The following is a 19967-nucleotide window of genomic DNA, read 5'->3' on the forward strand; positions in this document are numbered from 1 at the left end:
AGATTTTCATTCTGTTGCTAATTAGCCACAGGAAATGGCTAATTAGCGTTGATTATTGTTAGATACGATGCTGGGAAATATTAGAACTGGCTAAATACCACCTCGATAGCGTAGGCACCCGGATCTTTGGTCCCGGACAGGCTATCGCTGTTGAGGTAAGACGATCGGCCGGCCTTAGCACTAGTCATTGCCACCGTTGCTTCAGCTCCTGCTTTGGCCGCATCAATCGCCGCAACAAAACCATCACGTCCCCAAGCCTCAAGGGCTGGGTGCAGTGCATCGATCATGGTACGGTCACCAGGCTTCGCACCGCCATAGGCCATCATCTGAGCCAAACCTGCTTGCAATGCTGTTGGCATTGAGCTGTTTGATTCAAAATCACGGCCCGCTGCAGTAAAGAAGATTGAAAGCAACACACCTGAAGAACCGCCCATTACAGAGGTCAGGCAATCGGCGATAGTGGTCATCAGCTTGGCCTTGTCCTTAAGGGGAAGGGCCTGTGCCTCCAACTGGGCCAGAACTTTACGTGCACCAGCAGCAAAGGTTGAACCGGTATCGCCGTCACCGACGATAGAATCCAGGTGGTTTAACTCGGCTTCAATATCGATAATTGACTGGCAAACTTTGCTGAGCACAAGTGCCGTCTCTGCATCATGAGAAGGCTCAAATGCCTTCTTCGCGATTTGATTCTCGCACTGGGTGATAGGCAGTTCGCGGCGTGCAACGACACCAGGCCAGGCTTCCGTTTCTACCTCAGCAGTCAGCGCTTTGCTGATTTCATCCGTCAGTTGGATCGTTGAGATAGAAAACCCTTTCATATCGATGGCAGTCATCAGAGCACCGCTAACAATGAACTTCGCCTGCTGACCAAGCTCAGATTCCATCACTTCTTTAGCAACAATGTTCATCTCAATTGGCGAGAGGCCGCCTAGGTTATTGAGGAGGATCGCATTGTCTGCCGTTGGTTTTGCTTCCACCAATTTAGTGACCATAGTGGTGACCAGATCTCTCGCAGCAGGTAGATTGATCGTCTCGATACCTGCTTCACCATGGATACCCAAGCCAAGCTCCGCCTTACCTTGGGCGATACGATCATTGCTTTCACCCGGTAGCGAGCAGCTTGTCAGGGCCACACCTATAGATGCCGTTTTATCCTGCGCCTCGATTGCAGCCTGTTTGACATCTTCCAGCGAGCCGCCGTTTTCAGCCACATAACCTGCTACTTTTTGTACGAACAAAGTACCGGCAATACCGCGCGGCTGTGGGTTGCCAGGAATCGAGATGTCGTCACCGACCACAATCAGATCAACCTTGTGGCCCATCTCTTTGGCCTTTTCGACCGCCAAGCCGAAATTCAGGCGATCGCCGGTGTAGTTTTTGATAATAACCAGACAACCAGCCTCACCCGTCACATGGAGAATGGCATTGAGCACGGCATCCACGCTTGGCGCAGCAAACAGATCACCGCATACCGCAGCAGTGAGCATGCCTTTGCCGACAAAACCGGCGTGCGCAGGCTCGTGGCCGGAACCACCACCGCAGATCAAGGCTACCTTGTCTTTTTTCCAATCGTTACGGGCAACAACCTTAATATCATTATTGAAATCCAATAGCGTGAGGTTTTCATTTTGTGCTGCGTATAGCGAGCCGTGAATCGCATCAAGGACGATTGATTCTTTTTTATTTAATATTAGATCTGACATGTTAATCTCTTTCTAACTGACGTTTTAATTCAGGACTAGATATATCTTGGAAAATAGTTAGGTCATTATTGACCAAGCTGATGTGCTGTTAAGATTGCTGAATAAACGGCGTCAGCTGTCACAGGGAATGGCATATTGTGAATAGTTTCACCTTCTGCCGTCGCCCCCTCGGCAACTTCACGTAACTTATCGTGGTTTAATTCCTTCACACCCATATCAAATAAATTAGTAGGCAAACCAACACTGCGGCAGAAATTAATTACCGTATTGATTTCTTCCATTGGGGCATTCTCCAGAACGAGTTGTGTCAGTGTCCCGAAGGCCACCTTTTCACCATGGTATAGGTGGTGACACTCTTCGAGCTTGGTCAATCCGTTGTGGATTGCATGCGCCGCCGCCAGGCCACTACTCTCAAAACCAATGCCGCTAAGGTAGGTGTTGGCTTCGATAATATTCTCCAGAGCTTTGGTGCTCACCCCATTCTCAGCAGCTACCTTGGCTTTCAGGCCATCTTCTAGCAGGGTCTCGTAGCACAGTTTAGCCAATGCTTGGGCCGAACGTGTTGGCGCTCCGCCAGCCATCGTTGCCTTGCCGGAGGTCATATTGGCACGGGCTTCGAAGTAAGTAGATAGTGCGTCACCCATACCGGCAACCAGCAAACGTACTGGAGCTTTTGCAATCACAGCCGTATCCATTACCACCATATTTGGATTTTGTGGGAATAGTAAGTACTCGCTAAATTCGCCTTCAGGTGTATAAATCACTGCCAATGCCGAGGTTGGGGCATCAGTTGATGCGATAGTCGGCACCACGACAACAGGGACTTTCGAATAGTAGGCAACGGCTTTGGCTGTATCGAGAGTTTTGCCGCCACCAATACCGATAATCACGTCATTGTTTTGCGATGCCGCAATATCAATCAGACGGTCGATTTCCTGGCGTGAACACTCGCCATTGAACATATCCATCGCCAGTGGCATTTGCTCTTGTTGGAAGCTGGATTTGACTGTACCACCAACTAAACCTGTCACAAATTCATCAGCAATTGCCAGAGGGTTTTCACCCAGTGCTTTGACGTAACCGGCAATTGAACCCAGAACGTTTTCACCTTGAACGTATTTACTTGGGCTAATAATAATTTTATCCATGAGCGTGGGGCCTTCTTCTTTGTTGTTTCAACGATGGGCTCATCCTATTAACCTGAACGTTATTTCAGAAGGATTTGTCGTTTTTTTTAAATTGAACTTTGATATTCCCATCAAATTCATCTCACTAATCCTTTGCCCAAAATTGAAAATAATAAGCAAGTCACACTTATCGATTACAGTCATAAAATGCGTTTCAATATGAAACGATCGCCGATAAATTCACGTTCCAATTTGGAACAAGAAAATTTAATTGATAGTCCTATTGCGGGCACTTAATATGAGCCAAGACCTACAAATAAAAGCTACCGAAAAGAAATATGAAAAAGCTGATCAATAACGTTGAAGATGTGGTGCTGGAGCAAATCGCAGGACTCGCAACCTCCCGTCCCGAACTGAAAGTTAACCCACACCCTTGCTATGTCTGGCATGAGCAGTCACCCGATCAGGTGGCACTGGTATCGGGCGGAGCCTCCGGCCATGAACCCATGCATATCGGTTATATCGGTAAGGGTATGCTGACAGGTGCCTGCCCGGGAGAAATCTTTGTCCGTGCGACCCCTGATCAAATCTACGAGTGCGCCAGTCAGGTTAGCAACGACAAAGGGGTACTGTTCCTAGTCAAGAACTACAAAGGGGACGGAAAGAACTTCAAGCTGGCCGTCGAATTGCTTCATGCTGATGGCATCAAAGTGGGGTTTGTTCTAATTGATGATGATATCGCGGTAATTGACAGCCTCTATACATCCGGACGCCGGGGAATTACCGGCACGGTGTTGGTTGAAAAAATCGTTGGCGGCGCCGCACAAAAAGGGTACACACTCGAGCAGTGTGAGGACCTAGGCCGTCGGGTCAACAACAACTGCCGCTCTATTAACATTGCCCTCGAGGCTTGTGTTGTCCCTGCTGCGGGGCAGCCCTCCTTCGAGCTAGCAGAGAATGAAATCGAATTCGGGATCGGCATTCACGGCGAACCGGGCATTGAACGCATCGAATACACCAGCGCAGACGATCTAGTCGATAAGATGTTCCACAAACTAGCAGAAAACGAGGAGTACCGACGTACACTCCGCCACTGGAACCGCGAAGAGGGTCAGTGGGATAATGAAGAATCTGCCATCGAACGGTTCGAGAGCGATCAGGACTATATCGCCATTGTAAACGGGTTGGGCAGTACACCAATATCGGAATTGTACATTGCATACCAACGGCTGACGCAATGCTGCAAAAAGGCTAATTTCCGTATCGTGAGAAACTTGGTCGGCAATTATTGCACGGCCCTCAATATGGAAGGTATATCGATCACGCTGCTCAAGGCAGACCAGGAAATGATTGAGCTATTCGATGCCCCAGTCGATACCGCAGCAATCAAGTGGTAGTCAATGTCCCCAGCAAGGAACCCTAGCAATGCAAATCGAAAAGCAGCACATCGTCAATTGGCTTGCGCTTTGTGCCAAGGCCTTTGATGACAACCAGAAATTTCTAACCGATCTTGATCGCGATATCGGCGACTCAGACCACGGCCAAAACTTGAACCGGGGCTTCAAACTGGTTGCTCAAAACCTGCCCAAGGTGGAAAAACAAAATATCTCAACCATTTTGAAAAACACCGGGATGACACTCCATTCCAATGTCGGAGGTGCCAGTGGCCCCCTCTACGGCACCTTGTTTGTTCGCGCAGCGGCAACGGTTGGCACCCGCGAGCAGCTCTCTTTCGAGCAACTCGTAGATGCACTGAAAAGTGGTGTTGACGGTATCATCTCACGCGGGAAGGCGGAAGTCGGCGACAAAACAATGTGCGATGTCTGGCTGCCTGTCATCGAGGTAGCCATGACACTATCCGCATCGGGCTGTTCAGCTGATAAGGTGCTCGACAAAATGATCGATGCAGCTGAAAAGGGGGCGGTGTCGACGATTGAAATGCAGGCCCAAAAAGGTCGTGCTAGCTTGTTGGGTGAAACAAGCATCGGTCACCAGGACCCCGGGGCGACCTCATCACTGTTGATGATCAAAGCCCTCGCCCAAGCAATAAGAGCTCATTAACAGCATTGGAACTTGATACAGCTTGCAGCAGGACTCACTCAGAGATGTCTTGCTGGTTGGTCAATCAAGTTCCATCATTTCGACCAGTTGGTATTTTTTTACTTTACGCCAAAGCGTTGTCCGGCCAATGTTGAGCGCCTTCGCCATATCTTGCATCCGACCGTCAAACACCTTCCATGCCTGGACAATCGCCTGTTTCTCTACATCTTCCAGCGTCATCACTGAAGACACCTCAGCCTTCATCTCTGGGCAATAGGACCGAACATCTTCAGGGATATCATCCAGCTCAACAAGGTTTGCATTTCTATTTAGCAGTATGCGCTCAACGAGATTGCGAAGTTCTGAAGTATTCCCCGACCAGTGATAGTTGAGCAATATATCCTCCACCGCTTTGTCGAGTTCAATCGCAACATTGTGCCTTTGCTCGTAATGGGCCACGAGCTTGAAAAGGATATGCCTGATGTCATCCTGGCGTTCCCTTAACGGCGGGATATGCAGTTCATTGGCAGATATATCGTAATAAAGCTGGCGGGAGAACCCGCCTTGGCCGACAAGCTCACCGATATCGGCAGAGGTTGCAGTGATCAGCTGGAACTTGACTGAAATTAGCCGCTGGCTGTCGCTGCGGGTAACCAGCCCGGTCTTCAGCATTTTTAACACTGTCGCTTGAAGCTCGGTGCCAAGGGACTCAATATTTTCGACATAGAGCGTACCGTTCTGAGCCAGCTCAAACTTGGACAACTGTCCTTCGCCCTCATCGAAACCCAACACATCACGCAACAATTGATGGGGGTTGGTTGAACGGCAGTTGAAGCTCACAAATGGCCCGGCCCGGTACTGGCTCTCATTGTGGATGGCCATCGCCAGTTCCGTTTTACCGACTCCCTCTTCACCGGTAATCAAAATCGGAGCCTTGGTCTTCAATGCCCTTTGGGCAACTTTGATCACATGCTTCATCTGCTTGGAAACAAAAGATAGGCTATCGAAGACATAATCGGCATTGCCCCCTACCTGCTGCTGAGCCAGATCCCGGTATTTATCGACTGGATGAACAAAGAGCAGGTGCGTTCCGTCGGACATAAACCGGTAGGTAACAATGGCCTCGATAAACCGTCCGGCGACCTCAAACGTGGTCTGCTTGCGGCGAACCATCTCCCCCTGCTCAATACTGTTGAGAATATTGGGTGCAAAACGGATAACACTGAAAATATCCCTATCCAATAAATCATTGCTATGAACATTGAGCAGCTTTTCTGCTTGTTGGCTAGTATAGGAAATCAGGTTATCGCTATCCCAGGAGATGATGCCATCATCCATGTAGTCGAGTGCCGCACTGTGCGCGGACTGGAGACGATTCATGTTCTCCTGCTCGCTTTGGATATGGAGCTGCAGGCTAACCTCTTTGGCGCAGGAAGAAGCAATAACTAGGTTCTCCCGGCTGTAATCTTCGGCATTTCTTACCAGCATGATCGTGCCACGCAACTTGCCGTAGGTATCGATAATGGGCGCTGCCGCTGCTGCGATTTCGTGGAGTTCGCGCTTGAAGTGATCGCCGGCAAAAACTTCGCTCGGCATATTAGTATCGATGGTGAAACTGACCGCGTTGGTCCCAATCTTATCCTCGCTTAGAAAGCAGCCGACCTTGATCCCCAACTCCTCCATCTTGCGCTCCAATTCAGGGTGGCCGATGGTAAACATCACGCAGCCATTGTCATCTGTTACCAGCAACAGCAGCTTTTCATCACGCAGCAGATCGTAGGTATCTTCAGCGACAGTGACTGCACAGTTGATAATGCGCTCGGTACGCCGTTTCAATGAGGCAAGGGTGAAACCGGAGGCGATATGCGGCCGAGACCAGTCGTAAGCACTCATCTGTTTAACACAGCGTTGCCACGACCGGAAGATAGGCGTAAGCGAAAACTCAGGTGATACCCATTGGTGCTTTTGGAAAAATTCCCAGCGGGTTTTGCTATCTTCGATGGTAGGCATTGGAATTACTATTGGTCATGGCAGGCAAACAAAGCCGTAGTGTAATCGGTTAAGCCCTTTTAATTTCTGCGCAGTAATCACAGTTATAGGCTGAAAGCGGTTCTATGCCTGTAATATATACAAAAAACAGGATGAGAAGCCAAAGTGTGTTTCAATTTGAAACACACCAATAAACATAACCGTTTCATCTTGAAACAACCCTGAACATAAATGAAGACAAAAGTGATCGAGATATTATTTTTGCACTTCACAGTAGACGTGCAGTGCCAGATTTGACATAAACATCAAAGTTCATCTGCCAAGACACGATTAATTCTTCGTAAATGTAACGTTGATCAATAGGATTACTCTAACGTCGAAATAAATAGAGGGGTCCAATACTGATGAATATTATAATAATTCCAATTAACCATCTAAAAAATATAAAGAAATTCTTCAGTGAAATAAGAGGGGCTATAAAGCTAGTTCGTTCACTGCCTCATTGGTCTGGCCAGTAAAAAATAAACCATTGATTTTTAAATGACCTTTCACTTGATGAACTGTCTACATCAATACCCCAGTCAGTTTTAAAAGGGGTATTTGCTCACAACGACAACATTGGCACGCCAATACTCACTCACACACCTATGCTGCTTGTTTTATATGATGGGTTGAATGGCTGACAATATTTACACCTGAAATAAAAAGTGAGTTAAGACTGATTGGTTACCCGAGAGTTGCGGATTAACACATGAACAACATGTTAAGATATAAGATATTTCTTCCTCCACTGATTGTTTTGATCTTCGCCGTATTGGCAAGTTTGTTTAATTTCCCTGCATTTTTAAGGCTGACTACCCAATTAAACAATTGGATTTTAAATACTTTTGATTGGTTATTCTCTGCTGGCGCTTTTGCCATGGTAATAACCTGTATTGCCGTTTTTTTCTCGCCACTTGGAGGGATGACAATTGGTGGAAAGGATGCAAAACCGATGCTGAGCAAGTGGCGCTGGGGCTCTATCACCATCTGCACAACGACAGCTGCAGGTATGCTGTTTTGGGCTACCGCCGAACCCCTGTACCACTTATATTCACCTCCCCAGTCATTGGGGTTGACCCCGGCCACTTCGCAAGCAGCAGAGTTTGCACTCTCAACCATGTTCATGCACTGGTCGTTTACGCCCTTTGCTATCTATGCCGTTCCAGCACTCTCTTTTGCACTAGCCTTTTATAACCTAAGCAGCCGTTTTTCGATAAGCGCAGCACTGCAGCCCGTATTGGGAAAACAGTATTCTAAGACGGTGGGAGGGGCCGTGGACTCCATTTCAATGTTTGCCCTCGTCGCAGGAATGGCTTCCTCACTGGGAACAGGCGCTCTCGTCTTGTCCAGCGGTATTGCCAAAGTGACCGGTTTTAGCAATGGCACTTTCTTACTCGGGCTGGTCATTGCAATGATTGTGATCTGTTTTGTCGCCTCCTCTGTGTCTGGATTACACAAAGGGATTGCACGGTTGTCCTCTATCAACACCTGCATCTTCGCGACCATCGCCGTTACTGCATTTCTGTTTGGTCCAACCCACGAAATCATTACCAACGGCTGGCAGGCCCTGATGCATTATTTCGCCGAGTTCGTCCCCCGCAGCTTCTCGCTGCAATTAGCCGAAGGTGATGACTGGGCCAAGAGCTGGACTGTATTCTACTGGGCAAACTGGCTTGGCTGGTCCCCTATCGTGGCTTTATTCCTTGGTAAAATCGCACGGGGTCATACGGTGAGGGCTTTCTTGGTCGTCAACCTGATTATTCCAGCTTCTTTCTCTTTGATCTGGATGGCTATTTTCTCAGGTATGATTCTTGAGTTAGACCTCAGCAGCAACGGTGCTTTCTATGCCCTACTCAATGACAACGGGCCTGGAGCTGTCGTTTACGGTTTGCTAGAGCAGTTACCGGCACCAATGATCATTACCGGGTTGTTCATCTTTATCGCTTTCCTGGCCTATGTGACCGCCGCTGATTCAAATACTGAAGCCATTTCCTCGCTATGCATTGAATCCAACCACACAGATCAAAACGACGCTATCGCGATTAAATCACGGCTGAAAATCCTGTGGGGAGCGATCATTGCCCTCGTTGCTTGGTTCATGACAGCCTTCTCAGGCATCGACGGTATAAAAATGATGTCCAACCTAGGGGGACTCCCTGCATTATTTGTCGTAATCACAATGAATGCGGCCCTGCTGGTATGGCTCTACCAGAGCTATGTGGGATGGCTATCGCCATCCTCAAGACCCAAAGTCAGCCACGGAAGATAAGTATTGAGGTTACCAGCATGAGCTGGCGACCTTTTCTTCAACCTGTGGGGGGACGCCCCACAGGGCTCCCACTCATTGCTCGAAGCTATTGCAAAGCGCCAACCTAAGACTTAGCTTCTATACCTGAGTTCAACGCCGCCAAGAGCTAACCCTGTACTACCCACCCGACCCAGCTAGAAAATGACAGGACGATAGGCCAGTTCATAGATTGGTTCAGCGAGTATGCCAAGCAATATATGGACTAAGGCTAAGCCCTGACTTTGAATTCAAAGTTATAGAAATCGCTGCGGCAGATGGCCGAGCCATATTCCAGCACCCGGCCCTTGCTATCCTGGCTTTTGAGGACAATTTTCATCAGCGGGGAACCCGGCGGGATCTCCAGCATCCGTGCTTCTTCGGGGCTTGGGGTATAAATACTCAGCGAGTAATCCTGATCGTAGGGCTTGATCCCTTGGTCACGCCAATGGGCATACAATGAGCCCTCGAGTAAATCAGGCCGGGGCAAGAAACGCTCCGGGATATACATGGTTTCGATAGAGACCGGCATCCCGTCCACCAACCGGACCCGCTTGATCTTCGAAATCATAGCCCCTTCAGCAAGGTCTAATTCGCTGGCGATGGACGATGGCGCTGCCACCAACTCTCTGGTCAACCAACGGTTGGATACCTCGCCTTTACGCTGAAGCTGGGATGAGAAGCCTCCGCCGGACAGGTTGTAATGGACCGGTAAATTCACCAAAGTCCCTTTACCGTGCTTTTTCACGACCACACCCTGCTCATGCAGCAAAGCCAAGGCCTTAACGACAGTCACCCGGGATACCCCAAGCGCCAGGGACATCTTACGCTCAGAAGGCAATGCAGTGCCATGGGTAAGCAATTTATCTGCTATCGCTTTTTCAATGGCCTGTTGAAGCTGCAGGTACAAAGGGGTTGAGACACTGGCATCCAATGCCTCTTTCATCTGCGTAAGAAGTTGCTGTTCCAATCCATACCGCCTAAATCAAAATGCTGACATAACTAAAATCATTAGGATAGTACCAAAGTGTGAGGTCTAAATCACATTGGCGACCAAAAGGAATTCAACTGGACTTAAAGTGGACTTATCATGCTATCCAAAGTCTATTCATTACCGTGATACTCCGGAGAAAACACCATGAGCCATACAGGTCAACTACCAATGGCATCGATTGAAAATCGCATTCTAGGCTGCCTTTACGGCCAGGCAATCGGCGACGCAATGGGCATGCCGTCTGAGCTGTGGACCAAGAATAAGGTTACCGACTACTTTGGCTGGATTGATGACTTCCTGCCGGGCCCTGAAGAAAACATTGCCGCCAATGAGTTCAGCGCCGGTGAGTTTACCGATGATACCAGCCAGTGCGTCGCGCTGATGGACGCTGTTATCGAGGCCGACGGCAAACTGGAGCCACTGCTGATTGCCAAGCACATCATGGTATGGGCGAAGAGAATCAATGCCTTTGAAAAAAACATCCTTGGACCAACGTCAAAAGCAGCGCTTACCGCGATCGATCAAGGCCATTCCGTTGAAGAGATTGAAGCCAACGGCGTAACCAATGGCTCAGCCATGCGTGTCTCCCCGGTCGGTTGCCTGCTGCCAACCCATGACAAACAAGCGTTTATCGAAGGTATCCGGCTATCGTGCCTACCCACCCACAAATCCGATATTGCCATTGCCGGCGCAGCTGTCGTGGGTTGGGCGATCAGTCGGGCGATAGAAGGGGCGCCATGGCACCAAATCAAAGATGAGATCATTAGCCTTGCCAATAACACCCAGCGCCAATATGAGTCCACTTTCAGTCCACTTCTTGGAAAGCGAATTAAATACGCTCTCTATGTAGTTGAAAGCCAACATGAACCCAAACAAGCCCTCAACGATCTTTACGAAATGGTTGGGGCGGGAATGGATATCATCGAGTCGATCCCCAGCGCCATCGCCCTTGTCGAGCTGGCAGGTACAGAGCCAATGCGCTGTGCCGAGCTGGCGGCTAACTTAGGCGGTGACACCGACACTATCGGCGCCATGGCGACAGCCATTTGCGGCGCGCTCAATGGTATCGAAGCCTTCGCCCCACAGCATATCGCATTGATCAACAGTGCTAACCAGATTGACTTTGCGCCATATGCCAAAACCCTGGCCTCTTTCCGCCACGGTCAATAAACCAATTGGAACCATCAAGACTTCTCACTAAGGACTGCAGCATGAGTAACAAAGATGTACTAACCGGGCAAGCCCCGAGCCACGCCCCCAGCCAAGATGCCAGTATCGAAGAGCTTGGCATCGCCAAAGTGCCTGCCAGCCAGCAGACCAAGAAGCCAGCGGAGCTGTTCTTTGTCTGGTGTGCCGCCAATATTGGTATCCTAGGCGTGGTATATGGCGCGATTATCGTGTCTTTCGGCCTGTCATTTTTCCAGTCACTGTTGGCAGCTATTGTCGGTGTGGCCTCATTTGCACTGGTCGGGATGTCCAGCATTGCGGGTAAAATTGGCCGCACCACCACCCTGACCCTATCTCGCTCTAGCTTTGGCAAAAAGGGGAACATTGCACCCACCGCATTTTGCTGGATCAACCTCATGGGCTGGGAAGCAGTCAACATTATTACCGGTACCCTAACTCTGGTTGCCCTGTTTGCTGCCCTGGGCTTTGCCGAAACCACGATGACAACCGTTATTTCTTTGATCCTTTTTGGTGGACTGACAGTGCTGGTAAGCATGTTAGGGCAGAACACGGTGTTGATGATGCAGAAGTGGATCACCCGTACTTTCGGAGCAATGACCTTGTTTGTGGTCCTTTACCTGATGGCAACAGCAGATTGGGAAACCATCATGACCCTGCCTTCCGGTAGTTGGATCACCGGCTTCCTGCCTGCTGTCTCTATCATCGCTGCAGGTACGGGGATCAGTTGGGCTATCGCCGGCGCAGACTACAGCCGTGACCAAAGCCCTTCATCAAGCCATCGTGGTATTTTCAACTGCGTGGTTGGCGGTGCTGCACTTCCGCTCATCATGCTAATGCTGACAGGGATCTTGCTGACAGCCCAAATTCCAGATCTGGCTTCACACGAAAACCCAATCTCAGCCATTGGCCGTTTACTGCCATCATGGATGGCGGTCCCTTACCTGGCCGCTGCTGTTGCCGGCATTGTTACCATTGCAGTTCTGAGCCTTTACTCTGCAAGTCTTAACCTGTTAAGCATGGGGATCAAGCTCAAGCAGCGTACAGCCGTTGCGCTGGATGCGGTTCTGGTCCTTGGTGTCGCCCTGTACGTATTGTTTGTTTCCGGTGACTTCTTGGGGCCGTTTATTTCCTTCTTGGTCTTCTGTGGTGTATTCCTGGCCGCTTGGGCAGCAATCTTCATGACAGACTTCTTCACCAAGCACCGCCACTGCGGCTACAGCGACGAAGAATTGTTCGACGATACCGGCACCAATAAACCAACCCTAGCATGTTGGGTGGTGGGCTCACTGTCCGGTTTGATGGTGTCCAATACCGGTTTCATCGACGGCCCGTTGGCAGTCGGTATTTTTGCCGACTCCAGCCTTGGCTTATTCGTCTCCTTCTTGGTCAGCATGGTGTTGTATCGCCTTACCCTCAAGAAGAAAGCGTAGGGTACCGCTATGATTGATATTCAAGCACTTTCGCAACAGCGTCCGGTCATCGTGGTCGGCGCTGCCTTCGGCGACGTTATGCTTGGCCTTGATAGCCTACCAAGTAGCGGCGGTGATGTTGTCGCCCAAGAGCAAGATAGGCAAATTGGTGGCTGTGCCTTTAATGTCGCCAGAGCCTTGAGTCGGTTGGCACTGCCGCCAATCAATGCGATCCCGGTAGGCAATGGTTCATGGGGACAGTTGGTCGAAACCGAAATGGACAAAGAGGGCCTGCCAGTCATGCTGCGCCACCTTACCCATGACAATGGGTGGTGTATCGCCATGGTCGAACCCAACAAGGAAAGGACCTTTATTACCGTGGACGGCTGCGAGCAATTCTGGAATGAGGCATTGCTCGCCCAAATCCCGACGCCAGAGAATGCTATCGTCTACGTCTCCGGGTATGAACTTGTCAGCCCTCAGAGCGAGCCCCTGCGCCAATGGCTACTGGGCTTAAGTGACGATAAAACATTGTTTGTCGACTTTGGACCGAGGTTGGCTGATATTGAACCGGCATTTGTCGAAAAGCTATTGGCCAAGCGTCCAAAACTGACACTTAACCGTGATGAATTGGCCTTGTTACAAGGTGCACAAGCTTCAACGGATGACACTGTCAACAACGCACAATCTTTTGCCAAACGCCATAACCTTGCCGTGATTTGCCGTTTTGACAAAGAAGGGGCGCATGTCTGTGAACCGGAATTAGACCCAGTTTACATACCGGCTTATCAGGTTGATGTTGCCGATACGATTGCCGCTGGTGACAGCCATTGTGCCGGGGTCATTGCCGGCCTCGCCACGGGCTTAACACTGAGCAGTGCAACCCAACTTGGCAACATGGTCGCTGCCATTGTGGTCAGCAAACCAGGCTCCGATGGCGCTCCCAACCGGCAGGAGCTTACCGCTTTCCAAACCAGCAAAAACGCAGATAGCCAATAGGTAAGCGAACACCCAACAAGCGATTAACCAACAAGGCTTAAGCCAGCAATAATTGCTGGCTTATTTTTTGGTACTTTTGCTAGCCCCTAGCATGCTCACGATATGCCTCCGGCGTTTTCCCGGTCCAACTGGCAAATGCCCGATAGAAAGAGGTCGTTTCCTGAAAGCCCAGCAAGTAAGAAATCTCTGCCAAGCTGGTCTGTGATTTAACGAGGTAAAACTGCGCGAGCTCCTTTCGGGTGCCGCTCAAGATATTCTGGTAGCTCTCTCCTTCAGCCGTCAACTTTCGTTGCAAGGTGCGTTTGCTCATCGCCAATTCGGACGCTACATTGTCGACCGACACCAAACCACTTGGGATAAGTTCCAGCAACGCACTCTTCACCCGCTCGGCGGTACTCGCCTCAGCACTCAGCTTGGAAAGTCGCTTTTGCAATTCAGGTTCGAAGAACTGCCACATCCCCGCATTTTCCGTCAGGAACGGGGCCTTGGCATCTTGTGCCTTGAAAACGAGTTCAACCGCCTCACCTTGCTCGACCCGGGTGCCGAAATAGGCGGTATAGCGTTCAGGGTTCGAGGGCAATATTGGGCTTTTCACCTCCATCGGCTCGATGTGCTTGCGGGTAGCCGTTCGCACTAACTGGGTAAAAAACACTAACTCAATCATTACCATAGAACGAGGTAGAGACTCCCCGGCAGATTCAGGACAGATGCGGACCGTCGTGCATTCACCAGAGATATCCAACTCGAGCCGCATCGGTGCAATCAGGGGTTTGAAGCGCTGGATACGCTCGAGGGCCACATTGAAATTCGGGCTGCACAGGCTAGCAAACAGCGGCGGATTAAAGCTCTCCACCGCAAACACATCAGCCATCAGCAGGGCGATATCCAGCTCACCGGCGGTTTCATCCAATGCCCAGAAGAACCGGAAATACTCCTCTTTGCTCATGTAAGTATCATCACGACTGAGCAAATCTTTGGGCAGGTTGGCGACTCGCAGCAGCGCGGCGGCGTCAATCGCCATATCCTCCAGCCATACCCGCCACCCCGGATGAACCTGAAATTTCGATGCCAGCTTCATAGCTTGCCTCCCACCATACCTATCATGTTGTTATCTTATTGTTTTTCCATTGCCTGACGGGATACTTTCAGTACCATTTTGCGAGGTAGCAATGGAATAATCCAATTAAGCACAAAACCTAGCTGGCGCTCGTTAAATGCCACCAACTCGCCTTTTTCCATCGCCTTATAGCCGCACTCGGCTACCGATTTAGCCGACTTGGCTTTTTTCCAGATATCGACCCCGTCGAGATCGCCCGCCGCCACAAATCCCGTCGCTACCGCGCCCGGGCAAAGTGCCGTTACCGTGATGTTCTTATCCGCCACTTCCTCGGCAACCGCTTGCGAAAAAGAGGTCACATAAGCTTTGGTCGCGTAATAAACAGCTTGAAGCGGCCCCGGCATAAAGGACGCGGTCGAAGAAACATTGAGGATCTTACCGCGGTTTCGGGCCACCATTCCCTGCAGGTAATAGTGGGTCAAATTGGTCAGGGCAACCATGTTGAGTTGCATCATCGCCTGATCGGCAGCCAGATCACGCTCATGAAATTTGCCGTGGCCGCCGAAACCGGCGTTGTTGATCAGCACATCGACCACAATCCCCTGCGTCTCGGTTTGTTCAAAGACTTCTTGGGCGGCATTGGCTGAAGCAAGATCTTTGGCAATCACGATGACCTGAACACCAAACTGCGACTGCAGTTGCTGCTGCAGGGCTTCCAGCTTATCCACGCTGCGGGCCACCAACACCAAATCGCCGCCTTTGGCCGCATGGATGCGGGCGAACTCTTCACCGATCCCACCTGATGCGCCGGTGATCAGAGCAACATTGGACATGGTGGCAGGTTGGTTGGCTGTAATTGATGCAGTGCTTGCTACAGTGTTTGACTCTGACATATTGGACTCCCTAATGAGCAATGAATGCGTTCGTTAGGGATATAGTAGTGAATGGTGGGCAAACCACACTGTCCGATCGCGCCATGGTGTTAGCCGATAGCGCCAAATCGCCACCAGCTAAAACAATACCAATTTAATCAATGAATTGGCTGTCAAGTTGAAGGTTAGCGAACCATCACTCCCTTCACCTCACCCGTTTTTTTCAAGTGCTGCTCGAGATCCTCTAATGAAGAGAATCTACCACTCGCCACGGCAAAACGAGGATCATCAATACTGTCCGGTACAGCAAACGTCGTCATACCTGCCGCTAAGCCAGCAACCATGCCGGTCACGCTGTCTTCAATCACCACACACTGGTTAGCAGCAACATCCAATTTTTGAGCTGCTGTCAGATACACGGATGGATGGGGCTTGCCGTATTCTTCATTGTCTGCACTGCAGACTAAGGAAAAAAACTGTCGGATATTCAGACTATCAAGCACCGCATCAATGATCGGCATGCTTGAAGAGGTTGCTAACGCAATTTTCACCCCGGCGCTCTGCAGGGTTTGTAGCAAGGATACAACCCCTAATTTAGGCTCTCCATGTTGACGGATAAGTGCGACAACGGCTTGCATGATGCTTAGCTGCAGTTCTTCCGATGCTATCTGCAGGCCAAAGTGCTGACACCAAGTCTTGGCAATATCATCCAATCGGCGACCCATAGTCAGGCGAATGCAATCATCAAACGTGGCCGCCATACCGTGGCTCGCAAGTACTTCCACTTGTGCCTGGCGCCAATAAGGCTCGGAGTCGATTAATACCCCATCCATATCAAAGATTACGGCATCTTTTTGCATCATCATTACCTGCTTCAATCATTGGTCCCAGCATCCTAGATCGGGATCAGATACCGATAAAGAGAAGAGTTCATACCTAATGCTTTCCCCCTTTTGAGCAAGGTAAATCATTTGGTCTCAGCCGCTAACTGATGATTTCACTACCCAGCTACGGCAAATCTCGATATGATTTAGGGACAAGCCCAAAGGTAATACAATATGACTATTAATAATTTTGAACAAGCAGCCACAGAACTGCTTAACCGCCGCGTCGCTGGCACCAAAGCCCCACGTCTGGATGAGCAGCAACGTCCGGCGAATGTCGACGATGCCCTGGAAATTCAATCATCAATGATTGACCAACACAGTGACAAAGTTGGCGGTTGGAAGTGCTTACTACCGTTGTCTGATGACAAGTTTGTAGTGGCACCTATTTTTGCCGGTACTATTCAGAAAAGTGAGAGCTGTTCACTGTTTGCCGACAACAACGCAGTACGTATTGAGCCTGAAATTGCCTTTATCCTGAACAAGGCTCTACCAGCGAACCCTGAAGGTTACAGCGAAGAGCAAATCAACGACGCAATTGGCCCATGCCACATGGCACTGGAACTGATGCAGGCACGCTTTGCCGATGACAGCGGTGCAGAATTTTTTGAAAAACTGGCAGACTGCCTGGTCAACCAAGGTATGTTCATCGGTCCAGAAATCGATCGTGAGAAAGCCTTCGCGGCGGCAAAAATTGACATCACGGTAAGCCAAGGCGAGCAAGTACAGACTTTCGCTGGCGAGCACCCGAATACGATGCCGCAGAACCCAGTATACTGGCTGATCAACTACATGACCCGCCGTGGCATGCACTTCTCTGCGGGCGAAGCCATCATTACCGGTTCGTACTGTGGTATCGTCGAAGTAGACTTCGATAAGCCAACCACCATCAAGTATGACGGTATTGGCGAATACCAAGTGACCTTCGTCGAGAAGAAGTAACTACTCACTAAAAGAAATCACCGTCTAGGAAAGGACTTCTCGGCTCCTTACTTCGGATTGATGTCAGCAGGAGAGCCTATCTCCTGCTGTCTATTCTATTTAGCCTCTTGTTTTGGGATCGCCTAGCAGCCTTTCATCCAACGGCGACCATATGCCGAACTGTAATCGGGTGTAGCAATGCATTCCTCAAGGGATGGATCAGCGACCAGGGGACCAATCTGAGTTTTGTACGGGACGAAACCGGCCCAAACAGGAATGTCGAGATCGGCTTCATCATCATTGACTCCACCATTACTGATTTTGACCGATGCTTCAGTCAAAGGAAGACGAAGCACCATGGTTGCCGCTAACTCTTTGTCACTGCTCAAACGTACCTCATCCGTCCTACCCGGCGCTATTTGTTCGATGAAATGATTTAGCAAAATATCTTTGTCATTGCTGTCACTAACGAGGTCGAATGCTCCGAAAACAACCGCCGAGCGATAATGGGCACTGTGGTGGAAAGCCGAACGCGCCAATACCCAGCCATCAAACAAAGTGAAAGTTAAGCATGTTTGACCTCCTTTCTTGAGGTTTCGCATCAGCCTGCTGTTGTTGGCGCCATGAATATAAATACAATCATCAACCCGCCATGACAGCATAGGAATAACAACCGGCCCGGCTTGTTCCACGATGGCAATATGTGCAATCAGGCTTTCATCAATGATTTGATAGAGCTTTTCCCTGTCGAAAACCGCCTTTCTGACGCTTTTCTTCAATTCTGTTCTTTTGGTATTCGATAGCATGTGTGTCCTCATCTTGCCGTGCTCACAATATTGGCAATATAAAATCAAACTGGTAGCGTATTGAGTGCCAGTTTTGACTAAATGATGGATCCAGTTATGTCGTCACCTCTAATGCCATTAATCGATACCGGTGATTTGGTGCTGAGTACCGGTAAGGGCACCAAACAAGAAAAATTGTTTCACGCTATTCGGGAGAAAATCGTTTCTGGCCTTTGGCCCAAAGGAGGCAAATTGCCTTCAACCCGTGAGCTCGCCAAAGTACTGGTTTTAAGCAGGAACACCATCATAGGCACTTATGATCAACTCTTGGCCGAGGGCTACATCGAAAGCCGACAGGGCTCAGGCTATTTCGTCGCCGTTGAGTTGCCAGAGCACTTCCTTTCAGCACAGAGCGAAACGGGCTCAACGACACCACCGCCTACCGAAGTAGGCATTACCCATAACCCTTTCGATATCAGCCGCCCATTCGCCCCGGGTATACCAGATCTCGCCACTTTCCCTTACACCAAATGGCAAAAGCTCCTGCAACGGCATGCTTCACGTCCATCACTGCTTGGCAACCAGCTGATTCAAGGATGTGAAGCGCTAAGAACAGCCCTATCAGACTACCTTGCCACCAGTCGCTCGGTTCTGTGCAACCCAAATAGGATCATCATTACCGCTGGTGCCCAGCAAGCCCTATCCATAGCCTTAATGGCAACAATGGAAAGAGAAGATAAGGTATTAATGGAGCACCCAGGATATATCCAAGCCCGAAAGATAATCGCGCTGATGGGCTATGAGCACCAACCAGTGGAAGTGAAAGCGCAATCCGGGATAGATATACAGCAAGTGATAACAAGTGATGCCAAAACCTTGTATGTTACACCGAGTAACCAATACCCAATGGGAACAACACTCAATACAGACGAACGGCTCCAACTCATAGAGTGGGCAGCAAAGGGGCAACGCTGGATCATTGAAGATGACTACGACAGCGAATTCCAGTTTGCTCATCGGCCTTATACCAGTATGCAAGGTTTGGCGGGAAAAATGGGCAATGACAGCCATATCATATATGTCGGTTCGTTCAGCAAAGTCATGTTCAACAGTATAAGGCTGGGCTATATGGTGGTTCCTGAGGCTTTGGTTCCCACCTGCTTGATGATCAAAGATGCCTTGACCGGTGACTCACCGGCCCATTCCCAAGCCGCTTTGGCTGATTTTATTTCCGAGGGCGATCTTCTACGCCATATCCGTAAAATGCGTCGCTTGTACAAAGCTAAACACCAAAACGTCTGCGAGGCGATTGAACGGCATTTTAACGGCGAGATTGAAGTTATAAGCCAAGCAGCAGGACTGCATGTCACACTCAAATGGCAAACTGGTACTGATGAAAATACCTGGGTCAAGCGCGCCAATGGCATCGGTATCACTATCCGCGCGCTGAATTATTATGAACAGAACGAGTATGCCAACAGAGACTGGCATGGTGCGGTACTGGGATTTGGTAACGTCGCCCTCGAAGAGATCGATACCAAGATAAAGCGACTCGCCCAGATTTTCTATCAATGATCATATGGAAAGATGATCAAGGAAAGATCCATCTTTTGCCTTGATCATTGTTCCAATAATACAAGATCCACTGACAAAAAAAGGCCCCAACCATTGGC

Annotated in this window: 16 protein-coding genes; 8 read left to right on the forward strand and 8 right to left on the reverse strand. The window is 49.7% G+C overall.

The features are described from left to right. Window positions 1-80: 80 nt before the first annotated feature. Window positions 81-1703, reverse strand: coding sequence for a dihydroxyacetone kinase subunit DhaK (locus ACXAGQ_RS22645; protein ID WP_475256973.1), 1623 nt, complete (start codon window positions 1701-1703; stop codon window positions 81-83). A gap of 65 nt (window positions 1704-1768) precedes the next feature. Then, window positions 1769-2851 carry a glycerol dehydrogenase gene (locus ACXAGQ_RS22650; RefSeq protein WP_475256975.1) on the reverse strand — a complete coding sequence of 361 codons (1083 nt, stop codon included), beginning with the start codon at window positions 2849-2851 and terminating at the stop codon, window positions 1769-1771. Between the two features lie 317 nt (window positions 2852-3168). Between ACXAGQ_RS22650 and dhaK the strand changes: the two genes are divergently transcribed. Together dhaK and dhaL are read left to right on the forward strand one after the other, a co-directional pair. Then, entirely contained in the window at window positions 3169-4227 is a 1059-nt protein-coding gene (dhaK, locus tag ACXAGQ_RS22655; protein ID WP_475256977.1) for a dihydroxyacetone kinase subunit DhaK, read from the forward strand. A gap of 28 nt (window positions 4228-4255) precedes the next feature. Beyond that, on the forward strand, window positions 4256-4891 hold the full coding sequence (gene dhaL, locus ACXAGQ_RS22660; RefSeq protein ID WP_475256978.1) for a dihydroxyacetone kinase subunit DhaL: 636 nt from the start codon (window positions 4256-4258) through the stop codon (window positions 4889-4891). A gap of 60 nt (window positions 4892-4951) precedes the next feature. On the opposite strand, the gene dhaR is transcribed toward dhaL, so the two are convergent. Further along, complete coding sequence (gene dhaR, locus ACXAGQ_RS22665; RefSeq protein ID WP_475256979.1) at window positions 4952-6880, reverse strand: dihydroxyacetone kinase operon transcriptional regulator DhaR; 1929 nt, start codon at window positions 6878-6880, stop codon at window positions 4952-4954. A gap of 739 nt (window positions 6881-7619) precedes the next feature. Between dhaR and ACXAGQ_RS22670 the strand changes: the two genes are divergently transcribed. Beyond that, window positions 7620-9170, forward strand: a complete 1551-nt coding sequence (locus ACXAGQ_RS22670) for a BCCT family transporter (protein WP_475257434.1) — start codon at window positions 7620-7622, stop codon at window positions 9168-9170. Window positions 9171-9417: 247 nt separating this feature from the next. On the opposite strand, the gene ACXAGQ_RS22675 is transcribed toward ACXAGQ_RS22670, so the two are convergent. After that, complete coding sequence (locus tag ACXAGQ_RS22675) at window positions 9418-10155, reverse strand: GntR family transcriptional regulator (protein WP_475256981.1); 738 nt, start codon at window positions 10153-10155, stop codon at window positions 9418-9420. A 168-nt stretch (window positions 10156-10323) separates the two neighbouring features. On the opposite strand from ACXAGQ_RS22675, the gene ACXAGQ_RS22680 reads away from it, so the two are divergent. From ACXAGQ_RS22680 to ACXAGQ_RS22690, 3 genes are read left to right on the forward strand one after another with little or no spacing between them, the layout of a single operon-like run. After that, window positions 10324-11349 carry an ADP-ribosylglycohydrolase family protein gene (locus ACXAGQ_RS22680; RefSeq protein WP_475256982.1) on the forward strand — a complete coding sequence of 342 codons (1026 nt, stop codon included), beginning with the start codon at window positions 10324-10326 and terminating at the stop codon, window positions 11347-11349. Window positions 11350-11390: 41 nt separating this feature from the next. Beyond that, window positions 11391-12797 carry a purine-cytosine permease family protein gene (locus ACXAGQ_RS22685; RefSeq protein ID WP_475256983.1) on the forward strand — a complete coding sequence of 469 codons (1407 nt, stop codon included), beginning with the start codon at window positions 11391-11393 and terminating at the stop codon, window positions 12795-12797. Between the two features lie 9 nt (window positions 12798-12806). After that, a complete protein-coding gene (locus ACXAGQ_RS22690) occupies window positions 12807-13775 on the forward strand; it encodes a PfkB family carbohydrate kinase (RefSeq protein WP_475256984.1) in 969 nt (322 codons plus the stop codon). Between the two features lie 79 nt (window positions 13776-13854). On the opposite strand, the gene ACXAGQ_RS22695 is transcribed toward ACXAGQ_RS22690, so the two are convergent. The 3 genes from ACXAGQ_RS22695 to hxpB form a co-directional block, all read right to left on the reverse strand. Continuing rightward, window positions 13855-14853: an AraC family transcriptional regulator gene (locus ACXAGQ_RS22695; protein WP_475256985.1), complete on the reverse strand. Its 999-nt coding sequence runs from the start codon at window positions 14851-14853 to the stop codon at window positions 13855-13857. Between the two features lie 35 nt (window positions 14854-14888). Then, window positions 14889-15665 carry an SDR family NAD(P)-dependent oxidoreductase gene (locus ACXAGQ_RS22700; RefSeq protein ID WP_475257436.1) on the reverse strand — a complete coding sequence of 259 codons (777 nt, stop codon included), beginning with the start codon at window positions 15663-15665 and terminating at the stop codon, window positions 14889-14891. Between the two features lie 224 nt (window positions 15666-15889). Further along, on the reverse strand, window positions 15890-16570 hold the full coding sequence (gene hxpB, locus ACXAGQ_RS22705; RefSeq protein WP_475256987.1) for a hexitol phosphatase HxpB: 681 nt from the start codon (window positions 16568-16570) through the stop codon (window positions 15890-15892). Window positions 16571-16762: 192 nt separating this feature from the next. Here hxpB and ACXAGQ_RS22710 point away from each other — a divergent pair, with 192 nt between their 5' ends. Continuing rightward, complete coding sequence (locus ACXAGQ_RS22710) at window positions 16763-17530, forward strand: hydratase (RefSeq protein WP_475256989.1); 768 nt, start codon at window positions 16763-16765, stop codon at window positions 17528-17530. Between the two features lie 122 nt (window positions 17531-17652). Here ACXAGQ_RS22710 and ACXAGQ_RS22715 read toward each other — a convergent pair whose 3' ends face one another. Next, window positions 17653-18315 carry a pyridoxamine 5'-phosphate oxidase family protein gene (locus tag ACXAGQ_RS22715; RefSeq protein WP_475256991.1) on the reverse strand — a complete coding sequence of 221 codons (663 nt, stop codon included), beginning with the start codon at window positions 18313-18315 and terminating at the stop codon, window positions 17653-17655. 96 nt (window positions 18316-18411) lie between these two features. Between ACXAGQ_RS22715 and pdxR the strand changes: the two genes are divergently transcribed. Further along, window positions 18412-19869, forward strand: coding sequence for a MocR-like pyridoxine biosynthesis transcription factor PdxR (pdxR, locus tag ACXAGQ_RS22720; protein ID WP_475256993.1), 1458 nt, complete (start codon window positions 18412-18414; stop codon window positions 19867-19869). The last annotated feature ends 98 nt before the right edge of the window (window positions 19870-19967 follow it).

It is taken from the genome of Photobacterium sp. ABD4_091 (assembly GCF_056160145.1).